A 25,008-nucleotide genomic window follows, 5' to 3' on the forward strand; every position below is an offset into this window, starting at 1 on the left:
CTATTGCCCGTTGTGGCGGAACGCGCCGACCACGGACACGGCGAGCAGCAGCGCAAAGCCGGCGCCGGCGGACTCGCCGACCGAGTCGACGAAGCCCTGCCGCTGCACGAGCAGCCCGAACAGGAACCAACCGAACAGGCCGACGGCGGCGGTGGCGTAGCCGACCAGGGCCACGGTGGACACGTCGTGGCCGGCTGCCCGGTTTTCCTCGGGGCGCACGTCCTGGTCGACCGTCATGTCAGCCCTCCCGCCCCGTCCGGACCTGACGTCCAGCGTGGCACCGAACGGGTGGGCCGGACCAGGGGTCAAAACCCTGATCCGGGACGGTCACGCGGGCGGGCTCAGGTGCCGGGGCGGCGGCCGAAGACGGACACCCGGGTGCCGATCGAGCCCAACTCCCAGAGACGTACCGCGTCGCGGTGCAGCAGGTTGACGCAGCCGTGCGAGCCGATCGACTTGTTGTGCAGGTACGTCGTGGTCTCGTGGAAGCCGATCCCGCCGGTGAACTGCTGCCAGTAGGGCAGCCACACCTCGTACGGGTTGGACCATTCCCGCAGGTTCCGTCCACCGACGTGGTAGGTGCCGGACGGGGTGGCGTACCCGGACATGCCGGTGCGGGTGACCGTCGGACCCATGATCACCTTGCCGCCGCGCATCGCCCACACGGTCTGGTGGGTCAGGTCGACGCAGAAGGTGAGGCCGGAGCCGGCCTTGCAGCGGTGCACGTCGGTGGTGGCCAGCCGCTTCGCCACGTCGTACGTGGTGGCGCCGGCGCGGCCGGCGGCGGGGCTGATCCCGTAGCGGCGCTGGAACTTCTTGATCGCGGTGCAGTCGGCGGCCGACTGCTTCCCGTCCACGGTCACCTTGCCGAACCCGCCCAGCCGGGCCAGGTACGTCTCGACGGCCCGCTGGTGCTCGCCCCGCGGGCAGCCGGTGGACCCGCTCGACTTCGTCGTGGCGGTCGGCTTGGGTGTGCTGGTCGTGCGGCTGGGCTGCGGAGTGGCCGTCCGGCTCGGCTGTTCCGAGGGGGACCCGGTCGGCTGGTCCGGCGTGGGCGTCGCGCCCGCCCCCGATACCTGTTCCGTCAGGCCGACGGGGGCCGGGGCGCCCGCCCCGGATCCGTCGCCCTGCGGATCGGGCGCGCACGCCCCGGCGCCGACCAGCACCACCGCCGCCAGGGTGACGACCCTGCTGGCGAACCAGACACGCTTCATGGACCCTCCCCTTGGACAGTTGTCCCGCTTGCTAGACGTACGGGAGGTCCGTCACGTTGCCTGTCCGGCGTGACATTTTTCGGTCACCCCTACGCGTGCAACACTGGATGGTCCGCCTGCGGCAGGTCAGCCTGCCTGCGGGCGACGAATCCGACATAGGGAGAGGACGCTGGCGTGAGCGGTGGACCACTGATCGTGCAGTCGGACAAGACCCTGCTGCTGGAGATCGACCACCCGGACGCGCAGGCCTGCCGGATGGCCATCGCGCCGTTCGCCGAGCTGGAGCGCTCCCCCGAGCACGTGCACACCTATCGGCTGACCCCGCTGGGCCTGTGGAACGCCCGGGCCGCCGGCCACGACGCCGAGGGCGTGGTCGACACGCTGATCAAGTACTCCCGCTACCCGGTGCCGCACGCGCTGCTGGTCGACGTTGCCGAGACCATGGACCGGTACGGCCGGCTCCAGCTCGCCAACGACCCGGCGCACGGCCTGGTGCTGCGCGCCCTGGACCGGGTGGTGCTGGTCGAGGTCGCCAAGAGCAAGAAGCTCGCCGGCATGCTCGGCGCGAAGATCGACGACGACACCATCCAGGTGCACCCGTCCGAGCGGGGCCGGCTCAAGCAGGCGCTGCTCAAGCTCGGCTGGCCCGCCGAGGACCTGGCCGGGTACGTCGACGGCGAGGCCCACCCGATCGAGCTGGCCGAAGCCGGCAAGGACGGCCGGAAGCCGTGGACCCTGCGGTCCTACCAGCGGGAGGCCGTGGACGCGTTCTGGGCCGGCGGGTCCGGCGTGGTCGTGCTGCCCTGCGGCGCCGGCAAGACCCTCGTGGGCGCGGCGGCGATGGCCGAGGCGAAGGCCACCACGCTGATCCTGGTCACCAACACGGTCGCCGGCCGGCAGTGGAAGCGGGAGCTGATCGCCCGCACCTCGCTCACCGAGGAGGAGATCGGCGAGTACTCGGGCGAGCGCAAGGAGATCCGCCCGGTCACCATCGCCACGTACCAGGTGCTCACCTCGCGCAAGAAGGGCACCTTCACCCACCTGGACCTGTTCGGCGCCCGCGACTGGGGCCTGGTCATCTACGACGAGGTCCACCTGCTGCCCGCGCCGATCTTCCGGTTCACCGCGGACCTCCAGGCCCGCCGCCGGCTCGGCCTCACGGCGACTCTGGTACGCGAGGACGGCCGCGAGGGTGACGTGTTCAGCCTGATCGGCCCCAAGCGGTACGACGCGCCGTGGAAGGACATCGAGTCGCAGGGCTGGATCGCCCCGGCCGAGTGCACCGAGGTCCGGGTCACCCTCACCGACGCCGAGCGGATGGCGTACGCGACCGCGGAGGCCGAGGAGCGCTACCGGATGGCGGCGACCGCCCGCACCAAGCTGCCGGTGGTCCGCGCCCTCGTGGACCGGCACCCGGACGAGCAGGTGCTGGTCATCGGCGGGTACATCGACCAGCTGCACCAGCTCGGGGAATACCTGGACGCGCCCATCGTGCAGGGGTCCACCACCAACAAGGAGCGGGAGCGGCTGTTCGACGCGTTCCGGTCCGGGGAGGTGCGGACGCTGGTCATCTCGAAGGTCGGCAACTTCTCCATCGACCTGCCCGAGGCGGCGGTGGCGATCCAGGTGTCGGGGACGTTCGGGTCACGGCAGGAGGAGGCGCAGCGGCTCGGCCGGGTGCTCCGGCCGAAGTCCGACGGCCGCCAGGCGCACTTCTACACCGTGGTCTCCCGGGACACGATCGACACCGAGTACGCGGCGCACCGGCAGCGGTTCCTGGCCGAGCAGGGGTACGCGTACACCATCGTGGACGCCGACGACGTCCTCGGGCCCTCGCTGCCGTCGTTCGACTGATCAGGCGGCGCTGAGCTTCCGCAGGACGTACTGGTTGGGGCTCATGCCGTCCTCGGCGGCCTGCATCGCCAGCTCGCGGTGCAGGCTCTCCCCGGCGCGCAGGTTGAACTTGCCCGAGTAGTGCCAAGACGCCGTGAGGGCTGGATCGCCCCAGCCCAACGCCTGCCGTTCTCAATCACGAAGAGCCAGTTCTGACTGGCGTGCGTCTGATGCCGACCTGGCGGCGAAGCTGCTGCACTCGGGGCAGGTCGACACGATTGGGTGCGCGCAGGCGAGTACGTGATCAAGGAAGTCCTGTGCGGCGTGTAGTCGCCGGATCTGGTCGGCGATCCGGTCCCGTCGGTCACGCACCAGCGCGGCGCGGCGCTGACCGTCGCCGCGATACAGGTCTCCGATCTCGGTCAGTGACATGCCAGCCCGCTGGCAGAGCCGGATCAGACGCGCCCGCGTGATCGTCTCGTCGTCGTAGATCCGATGCCCGTTGGCGAGCCGGGCCGGTTCGAGCGCCCCGACCTCCTCCCAATGCCGCAGCACATGTGTCGGGACGCCGACCAGCGCCGCCGCATCTCCGATTCGCCACGTCGTCACGCCGTTCCTTAGGAATTGACTTCAGGTCGACCTGAACTTCTACGGTGCACCCCATGGCGCGCGATGCGCCAGGGCAAGGGGGAGAAGTTCATGATCCACACGGTCCGTGAGGCCGCGGTGGCGGCCGGTGCGCTGGCTGCGGTGCCGTACCGCCTGATCCGGCCGCGTCCGATCGACCGGCGCTTCCTGGCCGGGCTGTCCGACGCCGGTATCCCGCCCGGGGATGTCGAGGTCGAGCTGATCGCATTGAACCAGACGGTGCGGTCGGTGCCGACGCCACTGATCGCCGAGGCCGTCCGGAAACCGCGCCGGGTCGGCAATGCCCTGACCACGTACGTGATCCGGCATCCGGAGGTCACCGTGCTGCTCGACCCGTCGGTCTGCACCGACGTCGGCGACCGGGTGATCGGCGAGCTGCCGTGGACGTTGCGGCCGGTGGTGCAGCCGCGCTATCAGGTGCTGCCGACCACGACGGCGCTGGAACGGGCCGGCATTCCGGCCGACACGATCGACTTCGCACTACCCACCCATCTGCACTGGGACCACGTCTGCGGACTGCTCGACCTTCCCGGGCTGCCGGTGATGGTGCGGGAGCGCGAACGAGACTGGATGATGTCCGGCGCCGCCGCACCAGCAGGCGGGGTCCGAGCCGCACTCCAGGGCCGCCGGCTGGACAGCTACGAGTTGGAGGGGCCGCCGGTGCTCACCTTCGAGCGCAGTCACGACCTGCTCGGCGACGGGTCAATGATCATGGTCGAGCTGGCCGGGCACACGCCGGGGAGTGCCGGTGTCCTGCTGCGTACCCCCAACGGACCGGTGCTGGTCGCCGGTGACGCGGCCTGGCACGGGCTGCAGATCGAACACGTCCGGCAGAAGGCGCCGTACCCGGGCTGGCTCGTCGACGACGACCGCGACGGAGCCTTCCATACACTGCACCGGCTGCATGCTGTCCGGAACCAGGTCCGCATCATCCCCACCCACGACCCGAGCGCCTGATCCCTGATCACGATCATTGGCTCTGGAAAGGGGTCAAAGCTGCTCTGGCGCCCGCAGCGACGCCGCCGCGGACGCGCCACCACCGCAGACCGTCCTTGCCCCGCTCGTCCCGACGACGACGCCCTTACCCGACCCGAATCTCTCTGTCATGAGGGCGCTGTGGCCGCCTCTTCTCCAACTTCGGAATGACCCTCGCGCCGTGAGCTGATCGGTCGGAGATGGTGCGCGGTGCCATGTCGGCACCGCGCACTGCTCACCGGGACAACCGGGCCCGGCCGGTCAGCAGCGGGCCGGACAGGGCCGGGATGCCAATCGACAGCTGTCCCGATCCGCCCTGGACCGGCCCCTGGAGCACCACCACCTCGTACGCTTCGAACTCGGACCAGATTTGGCGCCAGGTCAGGGACGGACAGAGCCGGTCGCGCGCCCCGAGATCGAGCTGTGCCGGACGCCGGGGCCCGACCTCGAACGCGTAGCCCACGGCATCGATGCCCTGGGGCTGCATATCCCCCGGATCGTTCAACATCGGGCCTCCGCCGACGATGAGCCCGTCCCGGAGATACAGCACCTGGAACAGACTCGGCGGACTGGAGGTGACCTGGGTCGCGGCGGTGGCGGTGAAGGTGACGCCGAGCATGGGCCCGACGTCGTCGCTGCGATACCTGGCGGTGCCCACCGTCATCGTTAGAACCGACCGGGTGCTTGCCGAGTCGGGCAGGTCGAGCCGGCGGCCGCACATGAACACCGGGGAGTCGGGCACCGGCGAGGCGGCCGGGGACGTGACCGCCATCGACGGATCGACCGACGCATCTCCCCCGACCGCCCGCTCCGGTCGGGGGGCGCCGCCGAGACTCCCCACGACCGCCGTAACGGCCAGCACCGCGATGGCGGTCCCGGCAGTGGCGCCGACCAGCGCCCGGCGACGGCGACGGCGGCGTACCCGCCTCACGACAGGTGCCGCGTCGAGGCGGAGCGGCCCGGCTTGCGCCGCGACCACCTCCAGACCGTCGCGCAGCTGCGGCTCATCAGGCTGCATCAGTGCTCCTCCCGGGCAGGCTCGGGAGGCCCGAGCCGTTCGGCGAGCCGCGAGCGGGCCTCGTACAGGTACCGCTTCACGGCTCCGGGCTTGAGGTCGAGCAGATCGGCGCACTCCTGCACCGAAAGGTCGAGGTAGTAGTGCAGGACTACGCACGCCCGCTGCCGGGCGGACAACTCCCGCAGCGCGCGGCCGAGATCTCCCCGCAGGTCCGCGTACGCGTGCTGATCCGGCTGTGGCGCCGGCGCCGCGAGCGGCTGGATCCGCCGCCAGAGGTTCCGCCGACGCGTCCGGTCGAGGTACAAGCGCAGCATGACGGTGCGGACGTACCCCTCGACCTGTCCCACCTCAGTGCGCCGGGCAGAGCTGAACGTGCGAACGAGGGCCTCCTGAACCAGGTCCTCGGCCTCGCTGCTGTCACCGCACAGGAGGTAGCCGTACCGCTTGAGCGCAGTGCCCCGCTGCTGCACCAGCCCGGTGAGCACGCCTTCCCAACTCGTCACCCCGCCCCCTCCTCCGCGTCGTTCGTATCGGGATCCTGCCGCCCTACCATCAAGACGAACGAGCACGTCCGATGGTTGGGGTGCCGCTGTCGGAAGTACCGGGACGTGTATGACGGCATCGCCGCAGCGCGTCCCAGAGCAACCAGGCCAGACGGCTTCGAAAAGGTCCCCCAGCAGTACGTAGCGAGTCCGGAGGCGATCGATGTTGCAAGATCGTCCAGACCTGGATCGGGACGCGGGCGCCCTCGGCCGCGACCGGTGTGACGTCCCACCCGGTTGTGTTGTTGGTTCCCGAGCCGCTCCGGACTCAGCGGCTCAGGACGGTCTCCCGAACCATGTGCGACAGCTTTTCGGGATTGCGCACGGCGTAGAGCCCGGTGATCAGGCCGTCGTCGATGCGCACGGCCACGACCGAGTCGATCTCGCCGTCGAGCCGGAGAATCCCCGCTGTCTACCCCGCTTCGACTTCAGTCGGATGCCTTGCGGACACTTGTGTTCACCGGCCGCCTCAGGTACGGGATGACCGAACCGCTGCGTCGTTGAAGCAAACCAGTTGCCGAATAGACCTCTTATAGATCAAGGCGGCCCGCGAAGCGGGCCGCGCCGGCCCGGCCCCGGCCTGCTGGCGACCTCCGGCCGGCATCGGCCGGGCCGGCCGGCCACGCTGAGGGACGACCAGGACCATGAAGACCTCGGGGCTCTGCCCCGAACCCCGACCCTCCTCAGAGATGCCGCCGCAGATCACCTCGCCGGGCACCACAAGGGCTACCAGCCTCCCCGGACGGGGAGGCCGGAAGGTCGGAGACCGCCCGACGAGGAGATCCGCTCTATCGCTCGCGGTTGGTGCTACTGCCAGACGCGGCCCTAGTCAGCTGCCGGGTCTGGTGCGTCGGTGCATCTATCGACACGGTTCACCGATGAAAGGGTCTTCGTGTCGAAGCGAACTCGCCACGTGGTCCCATCCTTGGCGGACAGCGCGACCTCGTCGTTGTCAACGAAGCTGGCCCGGCCGAAAAGCCATTCCGGGCCGGCGCCAGAGCTTGCCTCGATGAAGCAGGCCAGACTCTCGCTACCCTCGCGGCTGGCAATGCCCTCTCGGCTCTGCAGCCTCAGCAATACGCTGCCGGAGCTGAAGAAGCCGGGAGATCGATACGACACGAGCCTGAAGTTGGGAGATGTCGCCACGACCGCGTCCCTGGACGCCCCGACCCGGGGACCGAGGGATTCGAGCAGACCGAGAAGCAAGGCTGCGACAGCTACGACCGCCACGACGGCCTGTGAGGCGACACGTAGAACGCGGTGCCTAACAGCGAGTTGAGCGGCTGCCGCCACAAGGCCGGCGGCGAGCGCGATACCCAAAAGCGGATGGGCCAATGGTCGCAGGTAGATGTGCCCCCCTCGCTTGGGGCTAAAGCACAGCTGCCCTCCTCCGTCGCAACGCCAAGCGAACCCTCCGACCCCGTCTACGTTCGCAATGACCGTCACAGCAACTGCCATTGCGGCGACAACCAGAAGCCCCACTGCAAGCCAACGGCGAAGGGTCAGTTTCACGGCCGGCAGTATGCCAGGGGGCGCTGCCCATGGCTGCCCGTAGGCCGCGTGCCATCCACGTGCCAGTAGCCGGTCTGGAGCCACGCTTGGGAGCCACCGGGGCGGACTGGACCGGACGGGACGGGACCGATCGAGTTGCCGAACGCTTGAGGACCAGGACCAGGCGGACGGCATCGGACGGCTTAGACATGGTCTTGGGAATCTACGGATCTGAAGGTGGCTGTACAGCCATCCGTACAGACAAGCCGGCCGACGGAGACGGCCCGGGGTCGGCGCGAGGCGACAAGGCGAGCAGGTCAACGGCAGCCACCGACGCCAGCCGACAGCAGTCTTGATCTTTGCAATGCAGGGCCACATATGATCGGTGACCCGCGTCAAGGAGGTCAGATGGAGACATGGCGCTTCGTTGCCGCTGTCATGATGAGTCTGACCATGGGCCTCATCGGTGTCGCCCTGGCGACCAACTTTCGAGGCGTGACCGAGTGGCACATGCGCCGGTCGATGGCCACCGCGAGTGTGCTACGGCGAGTTCCGCCGTGGCGCTGGCTTCCGGATGCCCAGTACGACAAGCGTCTAGCGCGTTTCGTTCTGCTGGAACGGGTGATTGGCGTGATCTTCGCTGCGGCCGGCGTCATGTTCTTGATCGTTCTCGTCCACGGGGTCCTGTCCGGCGGGCCGATGCCGTCGAGCCGATGAGGAAGCCGCGGGCGTCCGGGCCTGGTAGGCGAGCGGTCCGCATTTGGTCCGCAAGAGGTCCACGGACAGCGGGGGAGTGGTGAGAGATGTCGAGAGGTGTTTCCGCTGCTAGAAGCCCATCCGTGCAGCGTGCCGGGTCGCCCATTTTGATCTCATAATCCTTCGGTCGCCGTGCCCGTTCCGTGCCCGTTGGCAGGGAAGCCGAGGGTCAATGGCGGTCAGCTCCTGGACGTGGCGGCCAGCAAGGCGGTGTAGCCCAGCATTCGCATGCCGGCCAGTACCGTCGGCGGGGGCCGCTACGGGAGCGTGAGAGGTACCGAACTTTAGGGTGATCTGCAGGAGTGGAGGCACGGGCGGATGAGGTCGAGGCTACGGAAGCTGCATATTGACGGCCGGGAGTTCACCTGGAAGGCAGACATCCGGGCCGCCCCTGGACCTGACGGTTTTCGTCACCGCTGCATCCGGGTCCGCGTCTGGGGAGCCGGAAAGAACGGCCGTGCCCTGCAGGCCGACCTGGTTGAGCGTCCCCTGCCGGCGCCTGGAGAGGAATCGTATCCGTACCCGACGGCTGAGGAGGTCCGTGCGCTTGCCAGATACGGGATGCTGACTGGCTGGATGCCTGAAGCGGTTGGCGGCACGTTCCGAATCACATCAGGGGCTGAACTTGCGCTGCCCGGATTCGCCATCACTGATCTTCTGTGGGCCGCCGAGCAGGCACACTCCCAAGCTGGTCCTCGCTGACCCCAGCCTGACCCCAGCGCGACGCCAACGGCCACCATCGGGTGAACTCTGGTCAACGCATGGCGGCGAGGCGAGCCAGGTCCCGATGGACGCTGGACACTCCTACGGATCAGGAGGTGGCTGAACAGCCAAAGATCTATGTACCGGGAGTGTTCTTCCGGCCCGCGCTTGTCGGGCGATGGATTATCAATGCCGGCTGCGATCGTGGATGTTGCCGCCGTGGCGGTTCGGCGGGCATCTGGTCCTCCGGCGACCCTTCCGTCAGCGCCGATTGGGATGCCGCTACAGCGTCTCGCGGTCAGGGTCTAAGCGCCGGTAGCAAGACTGGCGCGATGAACGCGGCGACTGACACCAGCCCGGCGGCGACGGCGAGGGCGATCATGGCCCACCTCGGCGCTCTTACGACCTGACTGTCGACGCTACCGGCGCTCGGCACGTCGCGCAGCATCGCCACGATTCGCTCGACCGTGCGCGCCTGGGTCCGCCCGTTGGTTCGGTACCTGCTGTTGCCGCCGTCCAGTAGGGGTGAGTCGACCCGGAACTGGACGTGATCGCCGTTGGTCAGGTCGAGACGGATCTTTACGCCGAGCTGGGAGAAGTCGCCGAGCAGGTGCCGAGGTACCGATATGCGGCGCAGCGCCGTCTCGATGCGGAAATATTCCGGCGTGACGACGAACCGGGCTGCCGGACCGGCCAGGTAGCAGCCGACACCGCCGCCGGCGGCGAGCGCCAGTAGGAGCAGACTGCCAGCGCGGGGCGGATCATTCCAGGTAGCCAGCGCGGAGCCGGCAAGTCCGCCAACGGTAACCGCCATATACAGGTAGGCAATGCCGCTGCGACGTCGTAGCGAGCGCCGCTGCCTCCCGACCTGGTGTGCCACCCCGAGCTGGTGGGGAACCTGCGGCAGGGTCGAGTCTGCGTACCTCAGGGCGTTGGCCGAGGTGATTCGTCCAGCCACCGCTACCAGAAGCGCGACGGCACCGAATATCGCCAGGACCATGAATCTGCCGCCTCCACCGGCGACCTCGGCCGGGGTGCGGACCACCCAGAGGACCGCCGCAACGCCCAGCAGCAGCAACCCGACGCCCGACACGATCAGCGTCAGCCCCCAGGTCCAGATGAGCGCGCTGTTGTTGTGCCACTCGATCCGTGATCGCTTGCCCACACCACACCCCTACCGATGCCCGCTGGCTACGCGACCCGCGGCTGATCATGTTAAGAACACCGGCCAGGTCATGTGAAGAGCACGGGTCCAAGCGACCGCCTGCCCTGATCGGCGTTCACGGAACGTGTCGCCCCGGCAATCGCCACCACAGCCGCGTCAGGCCCCGCAGCGGCAAGCTGCCTACGGCCATGACCGGCAACTCCTAAACCGCATGTCGACCTGGTCGCTGTACAGCCGAGAAGCACAGTCAAGGATGACAACGACGACCAGGCCGTCACCCAACCAGGGGGAGCAGGCAGGCGGATCGACACCAACCGCTGATCGATACTTCCCATGTCGGTTGCTGTACAGCCACCCGGTACAGCTAGCCACGGTCCAAGATCAGGGCGTCCCCAGGGCGTCAGGGCGTTTCCAGGGCGTCGAACGCCAACCGATGATGACCACCAACGCCCATAGACAGCCTGAAATACAACCAGGTCGCAGCCTTGATCGAGGCTGCGACCTGGTGGGCGACGGACGAGTCGACCTGTACGCCGGATTCTGTGACCCGTTGCTCCGCTGCGGGCTTACCGTGCTGGGTCGAGGTAGAGCGGCAGCACGGCTGCCCGCGGCCGGCTACAGCGATACTGGCAGGGCTGGTCAGCGTCGTGGGGACTCCGCGACGAAGACGCCTCGGCCCGGACGCCCGACCAGCACACCCTGCTCCCGCAGCCTCGCCACCGCCCGGCTGATCGTGGACTGCGAGACGTCGTACGCGTCTGCGAGCGCCCGCCCAGAGGGGAGCTGAGAACCAGGCGGATAGGCCCCGTTCTTGATCTTGCTCAGCAGGTCATCGAGCAGTTCGTCCATCGTGGGCGGAATAGGCACGTCAGGCCCCTTGCAGTCGGTTGGCCCGCCCAGTATCGATCAACCGTTCCGGCACAGGCAACGCACGTAGCAGTGGTGACGTAGGTGGGTAGCTGACTCGGGGACATGCTTGACATAGGTGACTCGGTGGCAATACCGTCGCTCTCGGTGATGCGGTGCTGCTGCGGTCGGTTGGCGCCTCTCGTACCGGTCTCGCATCGCCGTCGAGACCTCACCCTCCGCGCTCCCCCAGCGCGGTCCTGCCGCCGTACCCGAAACAAGGCCGCAGGGCAGGGCGGCCCCCGCCGACCGAAACCCGGCGGAGGCCGCCCCCAAGACACTTCGACGCGACCCGACGAAGGGCGGTCCCCCGTGCGCAACCTGATCCGTCGGCTGGCGGGCCGACGCGACGAGCGACGACCGATCGAAGAAGGCATCAGAAGGCAACCGCTCCGGCCGTGGCAGATCCGCGACCGGTGCTTCAACGTCCGCCGGCACGGCCTCGATCCGGTCGAGATCCGTGCCTTCCTGTACCGCGTCGCCGACGAACTGGCCGTCGCGCAGACGGCCCTGGTCGCGGTGCAGGAGGAGAACGTACGGATCAAGAACGCCCTGCGCGAGTGGCAGAGCGCCCAGTCGGCGAACCGCCGCTACCGATGACCGACCGCTGGGTGATCCACCTGCCGGTCACCGCGCCCGACCTGCACCGCGCCCGCATCTTCGCCCGTACCGCCGCCCGGGTGCTGGCCCATTTCAGCGCCCGGGTCGAGCCGGGCGGGGTGACCGTCTCGGCCGAGGACGAGCAGTGCGTACGCCATTGGGTTTTCTGCGACCGGCCGCTGCCCGGCGGCGGGCGGTGTGCGCTGCCGGTGGACCACACCTCGCCCTGCGCGCGCCGCGCGCCGTGGCTCAGCCGCCGGTAAGCGGTCGGCCGCCGCTCGGCCTGGAGGAACCCTGGCCGACGCTGCTGAATGACGGCTGCCCCATCGGGTACGCGGGCTGCGACACGCGAACGACCAGGCCGGGTGGACCCAGCGTCGCTGCTGGGCGGGCCCGGCGGGATCGCCATCTCCGATCTGACGTACGAGAGAAGAGAGGCACGCGATGAAGGACAGATTCCTCAAAGGGTTGAAGAGGAAGGCAAACACGCTCATGGTGCGCCGCAGGCGCAGGGATTCCCTGATCACCAAGCCGAGCCGCTCCAGAAGGCCCGGCAGAATCTTCCAGTGAGCCGCGCCGGTCAGGGGCGGCGGCGCAGGTAGCGGGCGCGGCGGCCGGCGTCGTCGAACCCGAGCCGCCGGTACAGCGCGGCGGCCGGGTTGTTGTCGTTGACGCAGAGCCACGCCTCGCCGGCGCCGTCGGCGGCCAGGGCCCGCAGTGCGCTCGCCACCAGGTACGCCCCGACCCGCCGGCCCCGCCAGCCGGGGACGACACCCACCTGGTCGATCCAGTTGTCGATGACGTTGAGGAAGCCCACGGCGGCACCGTCGGGACCTCGGGCGATGAGCGACAGGTCCGGCCGGTAGCCGTCGTCCTCCCGCAGCTCGCCCAGCCACTCGTCGGCGTCCGGCTCGACGAAGCCGGGCCGGTCGGCGAACGACGCCCGGTAGGTGGCGAACAGTTCGGGGCCGATCTCCCAGGCGATCGGTTCGGTGCGCACGCCGTCCGGCGCGGCCACGTCGGGGAGCGCGTCGAGGTCGTGCCGCAGCACCCACTCCAGGAAGGTCTGCTCGAAGCCACGGCTGGTGAACAGGGCGTCCGCGTCGGCGTTCCACGACTCGGTGGTCAGCAGCAGGCCCGCCTCGCCGGCCTGCTCGTCCGCCCAGCTCAGCAGCCGGCCGCCGACGCCGCGCCCGCGCCACGCGGGATGCACCAGCCCGGTGCTGGTGGCCGGCCGGCGGTCGGTGCCGACGCCGACGGCCGCGACGAGCGCGCCGTCGTGCCAGGCACCGAGGGTACGGGTCTGGAGCAGTCGCGCCCGCAGCAGTGCTGGGCTGGTGAACAGCGGCAGGCCGCCGTCGACGGCCAGACACGCCTCGGCCAGCTCGGTCAGCGCAGCGACATGCTCCTCGCCGAACTCTTTCCAGGTCAGCGCGTCCGTCCGGTCCACCATGAGTCTCTGCCCCTGTCCGCTGCGGCCGATCGCCTGGTGGCCGGCCGTGCCGGCTGATGCCGGGCCGGCGCGACGGCGCCCGGTGGGCAGTAGGCCCTGCGGCATGGACCAGTGTCAACCAGTTTCGCGTCGGCGGCCGGCCCCGGTCACTTCCAGATGGCCGCCACGGCGGCGGCGTGTGCCGCGCCGACGGCCCGGCCGGCGCGGGCGGACGGTGCCCGGGTCGCGGGTGACAGCGCGTTGGTGCCGAACGCGTCGACGGACGCCTGATCGGCGCTGATCACGTGGACGGCGGCCGGGGCGAGCGCGGCGATCTCGGCGTCGAGGTCGCCCCAGGGCTGCGGCGTGCCGGCGAGGACCGGCTGGATGATCAGTACGCGGTCGGCCCCGGCGGCCAGGTCGGCGTTGGTCATCGACCGCACCCCGCCGTCGACGTAACGGCGATCGCCGATCGCGACGGGCGGCCAGATGCCGGGCACCGCGCAGCTGGCGGCGACGGCGTCGCGCAGGGTCACGCCGGACTCGCGGGTGAAGATCGCCTCGGCGCCGGACTCGGCGTCGACCGCGGGCAGCAGCACGCGCCGGTCGGGCCACTCCTTCACCGGGAGCCGGGCGTCGATCGCGGCGAGCCGGACGGCCGGGTCCACCGTCCGCGCGGCGAGGGCCAGCTCACCCAGCCGGCGGCGGGCGTCCTCAGGCCCGGACGCCCCGGTCAGCCTGGCGGCGTAGTCAGCGAAGAGCTTCTCCATGTCGACGTCGACCTCGATCTCGGCGGTCTCCGGGCGCAGCTGGGCCGCGTACAGGTCGTCGAGCGGGACGCCGCTGGTGATCTGCGCGGCGACCGACGAGCCGGCGGAGGTGCCCACCACCACGTCGGCGGCGAGGATGCGGTCGGCGAGCGCCGGTTCGGCGTCGGCGAGGCCACGCAGGACACCGAGCTCCCAGGCGATCCCGGCCACCCCGCCACCGGCGAGTACGAGTGCGTTGGTCATGATCGCCAGCCTTCCACGGCGGGCGGGCACAGTGGACCCCCGGTTGTCCGTGACGGTCGCCTCAGAGAACGCGGGTGACCTGCTCGGCGGCGATCCGGTCGTCCAGCTTCGCCCGGTCGAGGTTCGCGCAGAGCACCACCGACGCGCCGGCGGCGAGCGGGGCGAGCAGCCACTTGAGCGGCTGCTCGTGCTCGGCCGTGTCGACCAGCAGCCGGTCCCCGGCCCGCAGGTCGAGCTGCCCGGCGACCTCCCGCGCCACCGCGGCCCACTCGCCGTAGCTGGTGCCGTCCGGGCTGGCCGGGTCGGACGGGCGGACGGCGGTGTAGTCGGGCGTGGCGTCGCCGTGCCGGAGCGCCTCGGCGGACCAGTCGAGCCAGCCCAGCGGCACGTCGCTCAGCGGGCCGGGCCCGGTGCCGACGAGGTAGCGGTGCACCCCGTCGGGCACGTCCTCCAGCCAGTCATCGAGGCGTTCCGGGGTCACAAAGACCCCGTCGTACGGCAGGTCGGCGCCCGGTTCGAGGACCGGCAGCCCGGCGGTGGCCCGCGGCCGGAACGACACCGCCATCCCCACCGACCAGGCGCCGACGAGGACCGCGGCGGTCCGCCAGTGCGGCGGCAGCAGCACCGCGACCCGGCTGCCGGGGCCGAGCCCGCAGCCGTCGCGCAGCAGCGCCGCGCTGCGCGCCGCCCACCCGCCGAGCTGCTGCGCGGTCAGGTCGGTGCGCTCCCCGGTCGCGTCGTCGTAGTAGGTGAGCAGCGGAAGGTCGGCCGCGCGCGGCGCGTCGGCCGGAACGGTTACGGGCGTGTGGACAGCCATCGGGGCGCTCCTCCCTGCCGGTCCGCCCACCCTAACGATCCAGCGTCAGCGGCAGAATCGGTCCACCAGGAGCGCCAACCGCCGCTCGTGTTCCTCCCGCCGCAGTCGGCCGTTGCGCATCAGCGTGACCAGGCCGTGGAGCCCACTCCAGAAGGTCTCGGTGAACGTCTCCAGGTCGTCGTCACCGGCGAAGGGGCGCAGGGTCTCGGCCAGCTCGGCGAAGGCCCGGGCCAACTCGACCGGCGTTTCCTGGCTGGCGAAGGTCAGGTCGACCGGGAGGTTGAATATCGCGTCGTAGAGCGCGGGCCGGCGTTCGGCGAACGCGGCGTACGCCGTGGCGATGCCGGCCACCGCCTGCCGCGCGTCGGTCGCGGCGGCCCGGGCGGCGGCGAGTTCGACGGCCAGATCGCCGGAGCCTTCCACGGCGACGGCCGCCATGATGGCGCCCTTGCCCTTGAAGTGGCTGTAGAGGACGGGCTGGCTGTACTCGATCTCGGCGGCGAGCCGGCGGGTGGTGACGGCGTCCCAGCCCTCCGACTCGGCCAGCTCCCGGGCCGCGGCGATGATCGCCCGCTCCCGTTCCGCCCGCTCCCGCTCCCGCCGCGCCTGAATCGCCATGACCGGAACTCTAGCACTGCTAGCCAATCTGCCGACGCTCTGCTAGCGTCGCTCTCACATCTAGCACTGCTAGCGTTCGGAGCCGAACATGCTCAGCACCGTCGCCTACGGGCTCGCCATCGTCCTCAGCCTCTTCTGTGTCTTCATCGGCGCCCGGTTCCTCCTGGCGCCCCAGGCCTCGGCCGCCGGCTACGGCGTCCCGGCCAAACCGGACGGGGACCCGGCCTACCTCACGATCAAGGGCCTGCGTGACCTCAGCTACGGCCTGCTCGGCCTCGCCCTGATCGCCTTCACCAGCGCCGACGCCGTCGCCTGGTACATGCTGATCGTCGCGATCATCCCGCTGGGAGACACCCTCATCGTGCTGCGGCACGGCGGCACGAAGGCCGTCGCCTTCGGCATCCACTTCGCCACCGCCGTGGCCATCCTGATCGACGCCGTCCTGCTGTTCGCCCTCTGACCCACACCACGACAGGAGTAGCGCGATGTCCCTGATCACGCCCGACTTCGACCGGTCCGTCATCGTCCGTGACGCGGACGCCGAGGTGGTGGGCCGTGCCCCCACCACGATCCGGCTGCTGGCCGACAGCAGCGCCACCGGCGGCGCGCTCTCCAGCCAGCGAGTCACCCTGCACGACGGCGCGGACGGTGCCCGGCCGCACCACCACGCCAACTCCGCCGAGCTGTTCTACCTGCTGGAGGGCACCGCGCAACTGCTCTCCGGCGACCAGGTGGTCACCGCCGAACGCGGCGACCTGGTCATCGTGCCGCCCGGCCTGGCGCACGCGTTCGCCGCCGCCCCGGGCGAGAACGCCCACATCCTCATCGTCATCACGCCCGGCGTCGAACGGTTCGAATACTTCCGCCACCTGGAGCGGATCGCCTACGGGAAGGTGCCGCCGGAGAGCCTGCTGGAGGTGCAGGAGCTGTACGACACGTACTTCCGCAGCAGCCCCACCTGGGACGCCGCCCGCCGCTGATCCACCGCCCCGAACTGCCCCGACGCGCGAGGATGCGGGGCAATTCGGGGCGGCAAGCGCTCGGCGCTACGGGCGTCGGTACGGTCTGCCGGGCGGCGGCGGCTTCGGTTCGCTGGGGCGGAAGCGCCAGGCGATGGTGTCCGACGCGGCGATCGCGGTGAGGATGACCACGGCCACGACGGCGATCAGGATCGGCGACAGGAACGCCAGCACGGGTGACAGCACGACGAGCAGGAGCAGACCGACCACTCGGGACACGGCGACCTTGCTGAACGACAGGTAGTCGAGCCGGGCCCGGCCGGCCAGGTAGAGCGCGGGTCCGCACAGGATGACGGCGGACCAGACCAGGTTGGCCTCGGCGAACGGGTGGTTGATGATGATCTCGTCGCCGACCGAGCTGAGCACGATGCCGCCGGCCATGACCAGATGGGCGTACGAGGCGGACCGGCTGAAGACGGCCGGCGCGGCGCTGGCCGCGATCGCCGCCGGGAGCATCAGACCCGCGCGGTAGAAGTAGATCCGCCACAGCAGCGTGGTGATGGCGAAGGCCAGCACGAACGCGACCAGCCGGTCCCGCTCGAACCCGAACGCAGCGAACTGCCCGCCGGCGGCCAGGATCGACTCACCGAACGCGATGATCATGATCTGCTGGTATCGCTCGGCGAGATGCTCCGCGGAGACCGCCTGAGTGGTGATCCGGGCCGGGCCGAGCATCGGCAGCCGGAAGTCCAGCCGGCTCATGGTGTAGCCGAGGAGCGCCGCGAGGATCCAGATCACCACCCTGGTGGTGCCCGCGGTCAGGGCGCCCGCGATCCAGAGCACTCCGGCGAAGCAGTTCCAGATGAGCTGCTGCGGCGAGCCGATCGCCACCTCCGGCCGGCGGCGCAGCGCGGTGGTGACGAAGAGGGCCCGGCCGACCTGGATGATCACGTAGGTGGCGGCGAAGATCATCCCATCCTCGCCGAAGGCGGTGGGCGCCGCGCCCGCCATGATCAGGGTGCCGAGCATGATGGGGATGATCACGACCTGGATCGCGGGCTGGGCCGGGTTGAGGCGGTCCGTGGTCCAGGCGGTGAAGATCCAGATCCACCAGAACGCGGCGAGCAGGATGGCGGTGTGCAGCGCCCCGAGCCAGGTGAGGTCGGTGAACAGGGTGTGCGACAGCCGGGTCAGCGCGAAGACGAGGATCACGTCGAAGAAGAGCTCGACGTAGGTGGCCCGCTGCGGCTCGGCGTGACTCCGCAGCAGGTCACTCGTGTTGCCGGCGGTCATCGGCGCGCCCGTCCTGTCAGCTATGCCGCATTTATGCCGTCAGTCGTACCACGCGCCGCATGGCGCGGGACGCTCCGCCGGGAATCCAGGCGGGCCATGACCGGCCGTCGTCACGCCTCGGGGAGTTCGGGCCCACCCTCCAGCAGCGGGGCGAGCAGGTCGCCCTGCTTCTCCACCCGCTTGAGCACCTCACCCGCCGTGTACGGCTTCGTCGACGGCCGCTTGCCCGCCGCGCCCGCCTCGACCTCGTCCCAGGTCAGCGGGGTGGACACCGACGGCACGTCCTGCGCGCGCAGCGAGTACGGCGCCACCGTCGTCTTCGCCGCGTTGTTCTGGCTCCAGTCGATGAACACCTTGCCCGGGCGCAGGTTCTTCGCCATCTTCGACACGATCAGCTTCGGGTGCGCCTTCTCCAGCTCCTGAGCGATCCGCCTCGCGTAGGCGGAGACCAGGTCGGCGTCCTGGGAGCCGGCGATCGGGCAGCAGAGCTGCATGCCCTTCTTGCCGGAAGTCTTCGGACAGGACTCGATGCCGTCCTCCGCGAGCCGGTCCCGCATAAGCAGCGCCACCTGGCAGCACTGCTTCAAGGCGGCCGGCGCGCCCGGGTCCAGGTCGACCACCATCATGTCCGGGTGCTGGCCGATCTTCCACTGCGGCGTGTGCAGCTCCAGCGCGGCGAGGTTGGCCAGCCAGACCAGCGTCGGCAGATCGTCGGCGACCACATAGTCGATGGTCTCCCGGCCCTTGCTCGACCCGGGGGCGGGCAGGTTCTCGGTGCGTACCCAGGCGGGGGTCGCGGCGGGTGCGTTCTTCTCGAAGAACGAGCCGCCGTCGACGCCGTTCGGGTAACGGATCCGGGTCAGCGGCCGGTCCCGCAGGTGCGGCAGCAGCACCGGGGCGATCCGGGTGTAGTAGTCGATCACCTCGCCCTTGGTGAAGCCGGCCTTCGGGTAGAGGACCTTGTCCAGGTTGGACAACTCCAGCGAGCGCCCCTCGACGTCCACCTTCAACCGGTCAGCTGACATCGTCGACCTCCTCGGGCGGTTTGTCCGGGCGCAGGCGCAGGACCCGGGGGAAGCGCAGCCGGCCGTCCGGGGTGCGCTGGCCGTACTTCACCTCCACCACGATCTGCGGAGTTACCCAGATCGCGCCGCGGGCATCCTCGCGCGGCACGTCCCCGGCGAACGGCGCCGCGCCGGTACGCAGCGGTTCCAGCTCGCGCAGCAACTCCCGTTCCAGCGCCGCGCCGATCCCGCCACCCACCCGGCCCCGGTAGGTGAGCCGCCCGTCCGGCCGGGGCACCCCCACCAGCAGGCCGCCGACCTTCCGCGCGCCCGGCCGCCAGCCGCCGACCACGAAGTCGCCGGTCACCTCCAGCTTGACCTTCACCCAGTCCGGCGAGCGCACCCCCGGCCGGTAGAGCGAGTCGACCCGCTTGGCCATCACCCCTTCGAGGCCGTGCTCGCCGGCCGCCTCATAGGTGGCCGCGCCGTCGGCGAAGGTGGGCGGCACCGCCCAGCGGGCGGCACCCAGCCCGAGCGACTCCAGCGCCGCCCGCCGCTCCCGGTAGGGACGGCCGGTGAGGTCCTCGCCGCCCAGCCGGAGCAGGTCGAAGATCATGTACGTGACGGGGACGGTGGCCGCCAGCCGCGCCGCCTTGACCGGGTTGCGTACGTGCATCCGCTCGGCCAGCGCGGTGAACGAGGGCTGCCCGTCGGTGAAGAGCACCACCTCGCCGTCCAGCAGCGCGTCGTCCACCTGCTCGGCCAGGTTGAGCAGTTCCGGGTACGCGATGGTGATCTCCACGCCGGAGCGGGCGTAGAAGTGCCGGTCGCCGTGGGAGATGTCGGCGAGCGCGCGGACCCCGTCCCATTTGAACTCGTACGCCCAGCCGGCACCAACCGGGAGCTGCCCGGTCATCGCGAGCATCGGCTTCAACGGCGCGCCGGGCACCTTCTGACTGTAGTTGCACGGCGAAGCGCGTGCGTCCCGTTCGATCATTTGCGATTCTGGTCAGAACCGGGGAGAGGAGCGCGGGATGCGAGCCATCTGGAAAGGAGCGGTGTCGTTCGGCCTGGTGTCGATCGGGGTGAAGGTCTACTCGGCCACCGAGGAGAAGGACATCCGCTTCCACCAGGTGCACCGCGAGGACGGCGGCCGCATTCGCTACAAGCGCACCTGCTCGGTCTGCGGCGAGGAGGTCACCTACGACGACATCGCCAAGGGGTACGACATCGGCGGCGGGGAGATGGTCATCCTCACCGACGAGGACTTCGCCGACCTGCCGCTGAGCACCTCGCACGCGATCGACGTGCTGGAGTTCGTCCCCGCCGAGCAGGTCGACCCGATCCTCTACAACAAGGCGTACTTCCTGGAGCCGGAGGGCTCGGCCACCAAGCCGTACGTGCTGCTGCGCGAGGCGCTCGCCGACTCGGAGCGGGTGGCGATCGTCAAGGTGGCGCTGCGCCAGCGGGAACAGCTGGCCACCCTGCGGGTCCGTGAGGGCGTGCTGCTGCTCAACACAATGCTCTGGCCGGACGAGATCCGTACCCCGGACTTCGGTTTCCTGGACGAGGACCTGAAGGTGCGTCCCCCGGAGCTGGCGATGGCCAGCTCGCTGATCGACTCGATGGCCGGCGAGTTCGAGCCGGACGCCTTCACCGACGACTACCGGGCAGCGTTGCAGGAGGTCATCGACGCCAAAGTCGAGGGTCGCGAGGTGGTCCAGCCGGAGGAGGAAGAGGCCGCGCCGGCCGCCGCGGTGGACCTGATGGCCGCCCTGAAGGCGTCGGTCGAGCGGGCCCGGGCGGCCCGGGGCGAGGCGCCGGCCGGCGGCGGGGCCGAGCCGACCCCGATCTCGGCGGCCCGCTCCGCGCAGCAGGCGGCCAAGGCGGCGAAGACGGCGAAGGCCCCGGCGAAGAAGGCGGCGGAGAAGAAGGCCCCGGCCAAGAAGGCCGCCAAGAAGGCGGAGCCGGCGAAGAAGGCGGCGGCCAAGAAGACCGCGGAGAAGAAGGCCGCGCCGGCCAAGAAGGCCGCGAAGAAGGCCGCCCCGCGCAAAACCGCCTGAGCCCAGCACGGGGTGTTAGGAGGGGCCCCCTCTACTACCGGAGGCGTTAACAAGGGGCCCCTCCTTTCACTTGGTCAGCTGGTGCCGCCGGCCCGGAAGGCCAGCCAGGCGTCGCTCATCCGGTCCGCCTGACCCGCGGTGAACATGTCCATGCAGGAGTCCTGCGTGTAGTCCATGAAGTTGTGGATCGGGTCCAGCCCGGGTGCGGTGCAGGTGTCCGCGCCCACCGGGCAGTTGAACTGCGGGTGCGCCTCCCGCGGGGTGTCCGCGACGTAGTCGCCGGAGGCGGAGCAGCCGTGCGCGAAGGTGTGCTCCAGCATCAGCCAGTGCCCGACCTCGTGCGTCAGCGTGTCACCCAGGGCGTACTTGCCCGCGGTGCCGCCCGGCATCGACTCGTCGAGCATCACCACGCCGTCGATGTAGTCCCGGCCGTTGTTGTAGCCCTTCGGGAAGTAGGCCCAGCCGAGGAGCCCGCCGCCGATGTTCGCCGCGTAGACGTTGAGCGTGCGGGAGTCGCCGGTGTACAGCGCCTTCTTCATGTCCCGCTCGTTCTTGCCCGGCACGACGGTGTACCAGTCGCTGTTCACCGTCCACGTCGTGTCGACCAGCGAGAACCGGAACGGCGTGTCGGCGGCGTCCGCCGCGGTGCGGCCCGCGTACGAGTCGTTGAGCACCTTCATCTGCGCCGCGATCAGGGTGTTCCACCGGGTGGTCTCGGCCGCGCTGAGGGCGTGGTCGGAGACCATGTGGAAGACGGTGGGGACGGTGACGCTGCCGTTGGGCAGCCGCGGCGAATCCTTGATCACGCCGTAGGCGTTCGCCTCGTTCTTCGAGTACAGCTCCGGCTCCTGCGCGGTGGCGCCCTCGCTCGCCCGGGCCGCGCTGTGCGCGCCGGCACCCGGCTCACACGCCGCGACACCCGGGGAGGTGGTCACGGGCGCTGCCGAGGCCACCGCCCCGGAAGCGCCACCGGCCGCCAGAAACGTCGCGGCGGTGGCAGTCAGGACTGCCAGTTGGAAAGTCGATCTCCTGTGCATCGTTGCACCTCTCACGAATGGGGGACGGGGGCGGAGCGGGATGGAGGAGGGTCGCCGCGCCGAGGCCCCTGACATCGTCGTTCCGGTATAAGAACACGTCATTCACCGTTAACAACAGACCCCAGGAGAGGCAAGGTCAGCCGCGGCCGAGCTTCTCGGTAGGAGTGACGCGGACGATCACCCGTTCCTCGCCGGGCTGGCTGAACGGGTACTTGTCCTGCCCGAGGTATTTCTTCGCCATCTTGTCGATGTGCGCGTCCGCGCCCTCGGTGACGAACTCCGCCGTGCCCTTCACCCAGAGCGTGCGGAAGTCGTCCTCCTTGTCGACGACCGAGACCGCGACCGACGGGTTGCGGGCCATGTTGAGGTACTTCTTCCGGCCCTTCACGGTGTTGAACACGATGTGCTCGCCGTCGTGGTCCACCCAGACCGGGGTGACGTGCGGGGTGCCGTCGGGCTCGATGGTGGCCACGTGGGCGAGCTGCGGCTCGGCGAGCAGGGCCAGGTCTACTTCGGTGAGGATCTGCATGGTCGTGAACGTACCCCGCTGCGCCGCTCGTCGCTGCTGGTCGGCTAACGCCCGAGCTGTCCGGATCCGACCGGCCGTAGGAGCACCCCGGGCGTCCGGCCGGGTACCGTGTGCGCTGGCCTCGGCGGCGGCCCGCCGAGCCGCACCCACCCACCCAGCAGGGGAGTCGACGTGAGCGAGCGTGTGCAGAACCGGTCGGCGGGCCAGGGCCCGGGCACCAAGGCGGAGCGGCGGCTGGCCGCCCAGCTGGCGGCGAAGAAGGCCGCCGAGGCGCGCCGCCGCCGGCAGTCGATGCTGGGCGCCGCGGTCGGTGTCCTCGCGGTGGCCGCGCTGATCGGCGGCATCGTCTGGCTGAACGGCGACGACGACAAGACGCCCGCCGCCGGCGCCAGCCCGTCGGCCAGCTCGATCGTCGAGCCCAGCGTCGCCGCCCCGGCGCTCCCCGAGGGCGCCGACCCGGCGCTGGCCACCAAGCCGAAGGTCGAACCGGGCACCGGCGACCTCAAGAAGCTGTCCGTGACCACGCTGATCAAGGGCAAGGGTCCGGCCGTCAAGGCCGGCCAGCAGATCACCACCAACTACGTGGGCGTGTTCTACAAGGACGGCAAGGAGTTCGACGCCTCCTGGAACAACGGGCAGCCGGCCACCTTCCCGATCGGCGTCGGGCAGGTCATCCCGGGCTGGGACAAGGGCCTGGTGGGCGTGCCGGTGGGCAGCCGGGTGCAGCTCGACATCCCGGCCGACCTGGCGTACGGCAACGACTCGTCGGGCGGTCGCCCGGCCGGCCCGCTGCGCTTCGTCGTTGACGTGCTCGCCGCGCAGTAGCTCACCGCAGGCTTCCGTCCGGTCACCGAGCGGCAGTAAATTCAAGGTCACCGTGGGCGGTCCGTCCGCCCGCGGCGACCTGCCCACCGACGCGGAGGTGCACGTGGCGGCGCTGGACGACCCGGGGATCGCCCGGCAGATGTGGACGTGCTTCGAGCCGGTCCACGCGGTGACCTACTTCCACCCCCGGGCCCGGGCCGCCTATGAGGCGGTCGGGCTGCGGGGCTACTGGCGGGGCTACTTCGCCGGCCGGGCCGCCCCGCTGGGGCCGGTCGGGGCGCCGATCGTGGTCGCCGCGTTCTTCAGCTTCGCACCGGCCATGGTGGCCCGGGCGCTGCCGTCGGTGTGGCGGCTGGCCACCCCGCAGGAGGCGCTGCGCGCCCGGCTCACCGGGGCCGTGCAGGCGCTCGCCGAGTTCACCTACGAGCTGCCCGAGTCGCACCTCGTCGAGGCGGCGGACCTGCTGGAGGAGGCGGCCGGGCGGGTCGAGACCGCCGGCCGGGTGCTCGGCGCGGTCAACGCCGCCCTGCCCCGGGGGGAATACCCGCTGGCCCGGCTCTGGCAGGCCGCCACCACGCTGCGCGAGCACCGGGGCGACGGGCACGTCGCCGCGCTGGTCGGCACCGGGCTGGACCCGGTCGAGGTGATCGCCTGGCGGTGCCGGGTCGACCAGTCCCGGGAGTTCCACCAGGCGGCCCGGGGCTGGACCGACGAGGAGTGGGCCGCCGCCGAGGAGCGGCTGGTCGAGAAGGGCTGGCTGACCGCCGGGCGGGAGCCGACCGAGCACAGCACCGCGACGTTCCGGGCCGCCGAGGACGCCACCGACCGGGCCGCCCTCGGCCCGTGGCGGGCGCTGGGCGTGGAGCGTACGGCGCGGCTGCGCGAGCTGCTCGAACCGATCGCCACCCGGTGCCGCACGATCATCCCGCCGAAGGCCCCGATCGGCCTGCCGGCGCAGCGCGGTAGCGCCACCGACGCGCCCAGCCCGACGCGCTGAGCGGTAGCTGACCCTGTCCTGATCCGGCCGAGGTCCGGTGCCGGCCGTTGGCGCGCACGCTCAGCGCCGCGCCAACGGACCGTCCGGGCCGCGATCAGCCAACGTCAGGTGGATTGGGCGGCGCGAGCAGATCCAGTGCCCGCGCCGTCGTCAGGTTGGACGACTGGGGATCGAGGGTGTCGAACAGGCGCGCACCTGTTTCGACTGCGAGAGCGACCAACGCGTCCAGTGCGGGCGTGATCTCCTGCCGGAATTCGTGCACCGGCTCGCCCCAGGATCTGTCGGTGAACTCGACGACCACCCGTTGTACGCCCTGCGCTCCGGCATAGACGAACCCATCAATGCTGGCTCGCGCACCGGTGAATTCGAGCTCCACAATGTCCCCGTCCGCGATCGGCAGATCCAGCTCGGGGTCATCCCCGAACACCTCGCGCAATCTCCCGAGTACGACGTCGACCGGCAACTCGGCCCCTGGTTCACCGGCTTCATCAAATCGCATGACGACAAGTTGGTCACCCATAAAAGGCCGGGTTGGGTCGACCAAATGGTCGACCCAACCCGATCACCTCCT

The 25,008-nt window shown here is 70.3% G+C and carries 29 protein-coding genes; 10 read left to right on the top strand and 19 right to left on the bottom strand.

Translation table 11 applies throughout. The features are described 5' to 3' along the window. Both Q2K19_RS08785 and Q2K19_RS08790 read right to left on the bottom strand, forming a co-directional pair. Positions 1-237 carry a hypothetical protein gene (locus Q2K19_RS08785; RefSeq protein WP_302769312.1) on the bottom strand — a complete coding sequence of 79 codons (237 nt, stop codon included), beginning with the start codon at positions 235-237 and terminating at the stop codon, positions 1-3. A 104-nt stretch (positions 238-341) separates the two neighbouring features. Then, positions 342-1,214, bottom strand: coding sequence for a L,D-transpeptidase family protein (locus tag Q2K19_RS08790; RefSeq protein WP_302769313.1), 873 nt, complete (start codon positions 1,212-1,214; stop codon positions 342-344). A gap of 174 nt (positions 1,215-1,388) precedes the next feature. On the opposite strand from Q2K19_RS08790, the gene Q2K19_RS08795 reads away from it, so the two are divergent. Then, positions 1,389-3,068 (top strand): DNA repair helicase XPB, encoded by a 1,680-nt coding sequence (locus Q2K19_RS08795; RefSeq protein ID WP_302769315.1) that lies wholly within the window; start codon positions 1,389-1,391, stop codon positions 3,066-3,068. Here the strand turns inward: Q2K19_RS08795 and Q2K19_RS08800 are convergent, their stop codons facing one another. Both Q2K19_RS08800 and Q2K19_RS08805 read right to left on the bottom strand, forming a co-directional pair. After that, positions 3,069-3,227 (bottom strand): toxin-antitoxin system HicB family antitoxin, encoded by a 159-nt coding sequence (locus tag Q2K19_RS08800; RefSeq protein ID WP_302769317.1) that lies wholly within the window; start codon positions 3,225-3,227, stop codon positions 3,069-3,071. It lies immediately after the preceding gene. Positions 3,228-3,239: 12 nt separating this feature from the next. After that, the gene (locus Q2K19_RS08805; protein WP_302769319.1) at positions 3,240-3,656 is read right to left on the bottom strand and encodes a helix-turn-helix domain-containing protein; all 417 of its coding nucleotides are present in this window, start codon (positions 3,654-3,656) and stop codon (positions 3,240-3,242) included. Between the two features lie 90 nt (positions 3,657-3,746). Between Q2K19_RS08805 and Q2K19_RS08810 the strand changes: the two genes are divergently transcribed. Further along, the gene (locus Q2K19_RS08810) at positions 3,747-4,652 is read left to right on the top strand and encodes an MBL fold metallo-hydrolase (protein WP_302769322.1); all 906 of its coding nucleotides are present in this window, start codon (positions 3,747-3,749) and stop codon (positions 4,650-4,652) included. A 253-nt stretch (positions 4,653-4,905) separates the two neighbouring features. Here Q2K19_RS08810 and Q2K19_RS08815 read toward each other — a convergent pair whose 3' ends face one another. The 3 genes from Q2K19_RS08815 to Q2K19_RS08825 all read right to left on the bottom strand — a co-directional run bounded on the left by Q2K19_RS08815 (position 4,906) and on the right by Q2K19_RS08825 (position 7,742). Further along, positions 4,906-5,688 carry a hypothetical protein gene (locus Q2K19_RS08815; protein ID WP_302769324.1) on the bottom strand — a complete coding sequence of 261 codons (783 nt, stop codon included), beginning with the start codon at positions 5,686-5,688 and terminating at the stop codon, positions 4,906-4,908. Continuing rightward, positions 5,688-6,191, bottom strand: a complete 504-nt coding sequence (locus Q2K19_RS08820) for a sigma-70 family RNA polymerase sigma factor (protein WP_302769326.1) — start codon at positions 6,189-6,191, stop codon at positions 5,688-5,690. The genes Q2K19_RS08815 and Q2K19_RS08820 overlap by 1 nt, the downstream gene beginning before the upstream one ends. 864 nt (positions 6,192-7,055) lie before the next feature. After that, positions 7,056-7,742 (bottom strand): hypothetical protein, encoded by a 687-nt coding sequence (locus tag Q2K19_RS08825; RefSeq protein ID WP_302769328.1) that lies wholly within the window; start codon positions 7,740-7,742, stop codon positions 7,056-7,058. A gap of 387 nt (positions 7,743-8,129) precedes the next feature. Here Q2K19_RS08825 and Q2K19_RS08830 point away from each other — a divergent pair, with 387 nt between their 5' ends. After that, positions 8,130-8,438 (top strand): hypothetical protein, encoded by a 309-nt coding sequence (locus tag Q2K19_RS08830; protein WP_302769330.1) that lies wholly within the window; start codon positions 8,130-8,132, stop codon positions 8,436-8,438. A gap of 1,039 nt (positions 8,439-9,477) precedes the next feature. On the opposite strand, the gene Q2K19_RS08835 is transcribed toward Q2K19_RS08830, so the two are convergent. Both Q2K19_RS08835 and Q2K19_RS08840 read right to left on the bottom strand, forming a co-directional pair. Beyond that, positions 9,478-10,344: a hypothetical protein gene (locus Q2K19_RS08835; RefSeq protein WP_302769331.1), complete on the bottom strand. Its 867-nt coding sequence runs from the start codon at positions 10,342-10,344 to the stop codon at positions 9,478-9,480. 639 nt (positions 10,345-10,983) lie between these two features. After that, a complete protein-coding gene (locus Q2K19_RS08840; protein WP_302772349.1) occupies positions 10,984-11,193 on the bottom strand; it encodes a GntR family transcriptional regulator in 210 nt (69 codons plus the stop codon). 378 nt (positions 11,194-11,571) lie between these two features. Between Q2K19_RS08840 and Q2K19_RS08845 the strand changes: the two genes are divergently transcribed. Continuing rightward, positions 11,572-11,850 (top strand): DivIVA domain-containing protein, encoded by a 279-nt coding sequence (locus Q2K19_RS08845; RefSeq protein WP_446839760.1) that lies wholly within the window; start codon positions 11,572-11,574, stop codon positions 11,848-11,850. Further along, positions 11,847-12,113, top strand: coding sequence for a hypothetical protein (locus Q2K19_RS08850; protein WP_302769332.1), 267 nt, complete (start codon positions 11,847-11,849; stop codon positions 12,111-12,113). The genes Q2K19_RS08845 and Q2K19_RS08850 overlap by 4 nt, the downstream gene beginning before the upstream one ends. A 317-nt stretch (positions 12,114-12,430) precedes the next feature. Here the strand turns inward: Q2K19_RS08850 and Q2K19_RS08855 are convergent, their stop codons facing one another. The 4 genes from Q2K19_RS08855 to Q2K19_RS08870 all read right to left on the bottom strand — a co-directional run bounded on the left by Q2K19_RS08855 (position 12,431) and on the right by Q2K19_RS08870 (position 15,730). Beyond that, positions 12,431-13,303, bottom strand: coding sequence for a GNAT family N-acetyltransferase (locus Q2K19_RS08855; RefSeq protein ID WP_302769335.1), 873 nt, complete (start codon positions 13,301-13,303; stop codon positions 12,431-12,433). A 146-nt stretch (positions 13,304-13,449) separates the two neighbouring features. After that, on the bottom strand, positions 13,450-14,295 hold the full coding sequence (locus tag Q2K19_RS08860; RefSeq protein WP_302769338.1) for a patatin-like phospholipase family protein: 846 nt from the start codon (positions 14,293-14,295) through the stop codon (positions 13,450-13,452). Positions 14,296-14,356: 61 nt separating this feature from the next. Then, entirely contained in the window at positions 14,357-15,112 is a 756-nt protein-coding gene (locus Q2K19_RS08865; RefSeq protein WP_302769341.1) for a TIGR03089 family protein, read from the bottom strand. A 45-nt stretch (positions 15,113-15,157) separates the two neighbouring features. Beyond that, the gene (locus Q2K19_RS08870) at positions 15,158-15,730 is read right to left on the bottom strand and encodes a TetR/AcrR family transcriptional regulator (RefSeq protein ID WP_302769344.1); all 573 of its coding nucleotides are present in this window, start codon (positions 15,728-15,730) and stop codon (positions 15,158-15,160) included. 88 nt (positions 15,731-15,818) lie between these two features. Here Q2K19_RS08870 and Q2K19_RS08875 point away from each other — a divergent pair, with 88 nt between their 5' ends. Together Q2K19_RS08875 and Q2K19_RS08880 are read left to right on the top strand one after the other, a co-directional pair. Then, complete coding sequence (locus Q2K19_RS08875; RefSeq protein WP_302769347.1) at positions 15,819-16,190, top strand: DUF4267 domain-containing protein; 372 nt, start codon at positions 15,819-15,821, stop codon at positions 16,188-16,190. A gap of 25 nt (positions 16,191-16,215) precedes the next feature. Beyond that, positions 16,216-16,710: a cupin domain-containing protein gene (locus tag Q2K19_RS08880; protein WP_302769348.1), complete on the top strand. Its 495-nt coding sequence runs from the start codon at positions 16,216-16,218 to the stop codon at positions 16,708-16,710. 66 nt (positions 16,711-16,776) lie between these two features. Here the strand turns inward: Q2K19_RS08880 and Q2K19_RS08885 are convergent, their stop codons facing one another. The 3 genes from Q2K19_RS08885 to ligD (Q2K19_RS08895) all read right to left on the bottom strand — a co-directional run bounded on the left by Q2K19_RS08885 (position 16,777) and on the right by ligD (Q2K19_RS08895) (position 19,935). After that, positions 16,777-17,982: a low temperature requirement protein A gene (locus tag Q2K19_RS08885; protein ID WP_302769350.1), complete on the bottom strand. Its 1,206-nt coding sequence runs from the start codon at positions 17,980-17,982 to the stop codon at positions 16,777-16,779. A 110-nt stretch (positions 17,983-18,092) separates the two neighbouring features. Further along, a complete protein-coding gene (ligD, locus tag Q2K19_RS08890; protein WP_302769352.1) occupies positions 18,093-19,007 on the bottom strand; it encodes a non-homologous end-joining DNA ligase in 915 nt (304 codons plus the stop codon). After that, positions 18,997-19,935, bottom strand: a complete 939-nt coding sequence (ligD, locus tag Q2K19_RS08895) for a non-homologous end-joining DNA ligase (RefSeq protein ID WP_302769353.1) — start codon at positions 19,933-19,935, stop codon at positions 18,997-18,999. The genes ligD (Q2K19_RS08890) and ligD (Q2K19_RS08895) overlap by 11 nt, the downstream gene beginning before the upstream one ends. An 85-nt stretch (positions 19,936-20,020) precedes the next feature. On the opposite strand from ligD (Q2K19_RS08895), the gene ku reads away from it, so the two are divergent. Continuing rightward, positions 20,021-21,049 carry a non-homologous end joining protein Ku gene (gene ku / locus Q2K19_RS08900; RefSeq protein ID WP_302769356.1) on the top strand — a complete coding sequence of 343 codons (1,029 nt, stop codon included), beginning with the start codon at positions 20,021-20,023 and terminating at the stop codon, positions 21,047-21,049. Between the two features lie 74 nt (positions 21,050-21,123). Here ku and Q2K19_RS08905 read toward each other — a convergent pair whose 3' ends face one another. Then, positions 21,124-21,984: a zinc metalloprotease gene (locus tag Q2K19_RS08905; protein WP_302769359.1), complete on the bottom strand. Its 861-nt coding sequence runs from the start codon at positions 21,982-21,984 to the stop codon at positions 21,124-21,126. Positions 21,985-22,222: 238 nt separating this feature from the next. Next, on the bottom strand, positions 22,223-22,615 hold the full coding sequence (locus tag Q2K19_RS08910) for a PPOX class F420-dependent oxidoreductase (protein ID WP_302769360.1): 393 nt from the start codon (positions 22,613-22,615) through the stop codon (positions 22,223-22,225). 171 nt (positions 22,616-22,786) lie between these two features. Here Q2K19_RS08910 and Q2K19_RS08915 point away from each other — a divergent pair, with 171 nt between their 5' ends. Both Q2K19_RS08915 and Q2K19_RS08920 read left to right on the top strand, forming a co-directional pair. Then, a complete protein-coding gene (locus Q2K19_RS08915; protein WP_302769363.1) occupies positions 22,787-23,440 on the top strand; it encodes an FKBP-type peptidyl-prolyl cis-trans isomerase in 654 nt (217 codons plus the stop codon). A 139-nt stretch (positions 23,441-23,579) separates the two neighbouring features. Further along, positions 23,580-24,437: an SCO6745 family protein gene (locus Q2K19_RS08920; protein ID WP_302772352.1), complete on the top strand. Its 858-nt coding sequence runs from the start codon at positions 23,580-23,582 to the stop codon at positions 24,435-24,437. 94 nt (positions 24,438-24,531) lie between these two features. Here Q2K19_RS08920 and Q2K19_RS08925 read toward each other — a convergent pair whose 3' ends face one another. Further along, positions 24,532-24,936, bottom strand: a complete 405-nt coding sequence (locus tag Q2K19_RS08925; RefSeq protein WP_302769365.1) for a hypothetical protein — start codon at positions 24,934-24,936, stop codon at positions 24,532-24,534. Positions 24,937-25,008: the final 72 nt, after the last annotated feature.

Origin of the sequence: Micromonospora sp. NBRC 110009, assembly GCF_030518795.1 — a bacterium.
Lineage (GTDB): Bacteria > Actinomycetota > Actinomycetes > Mycobacteriales > Micromonosporaceae > Micromonospora.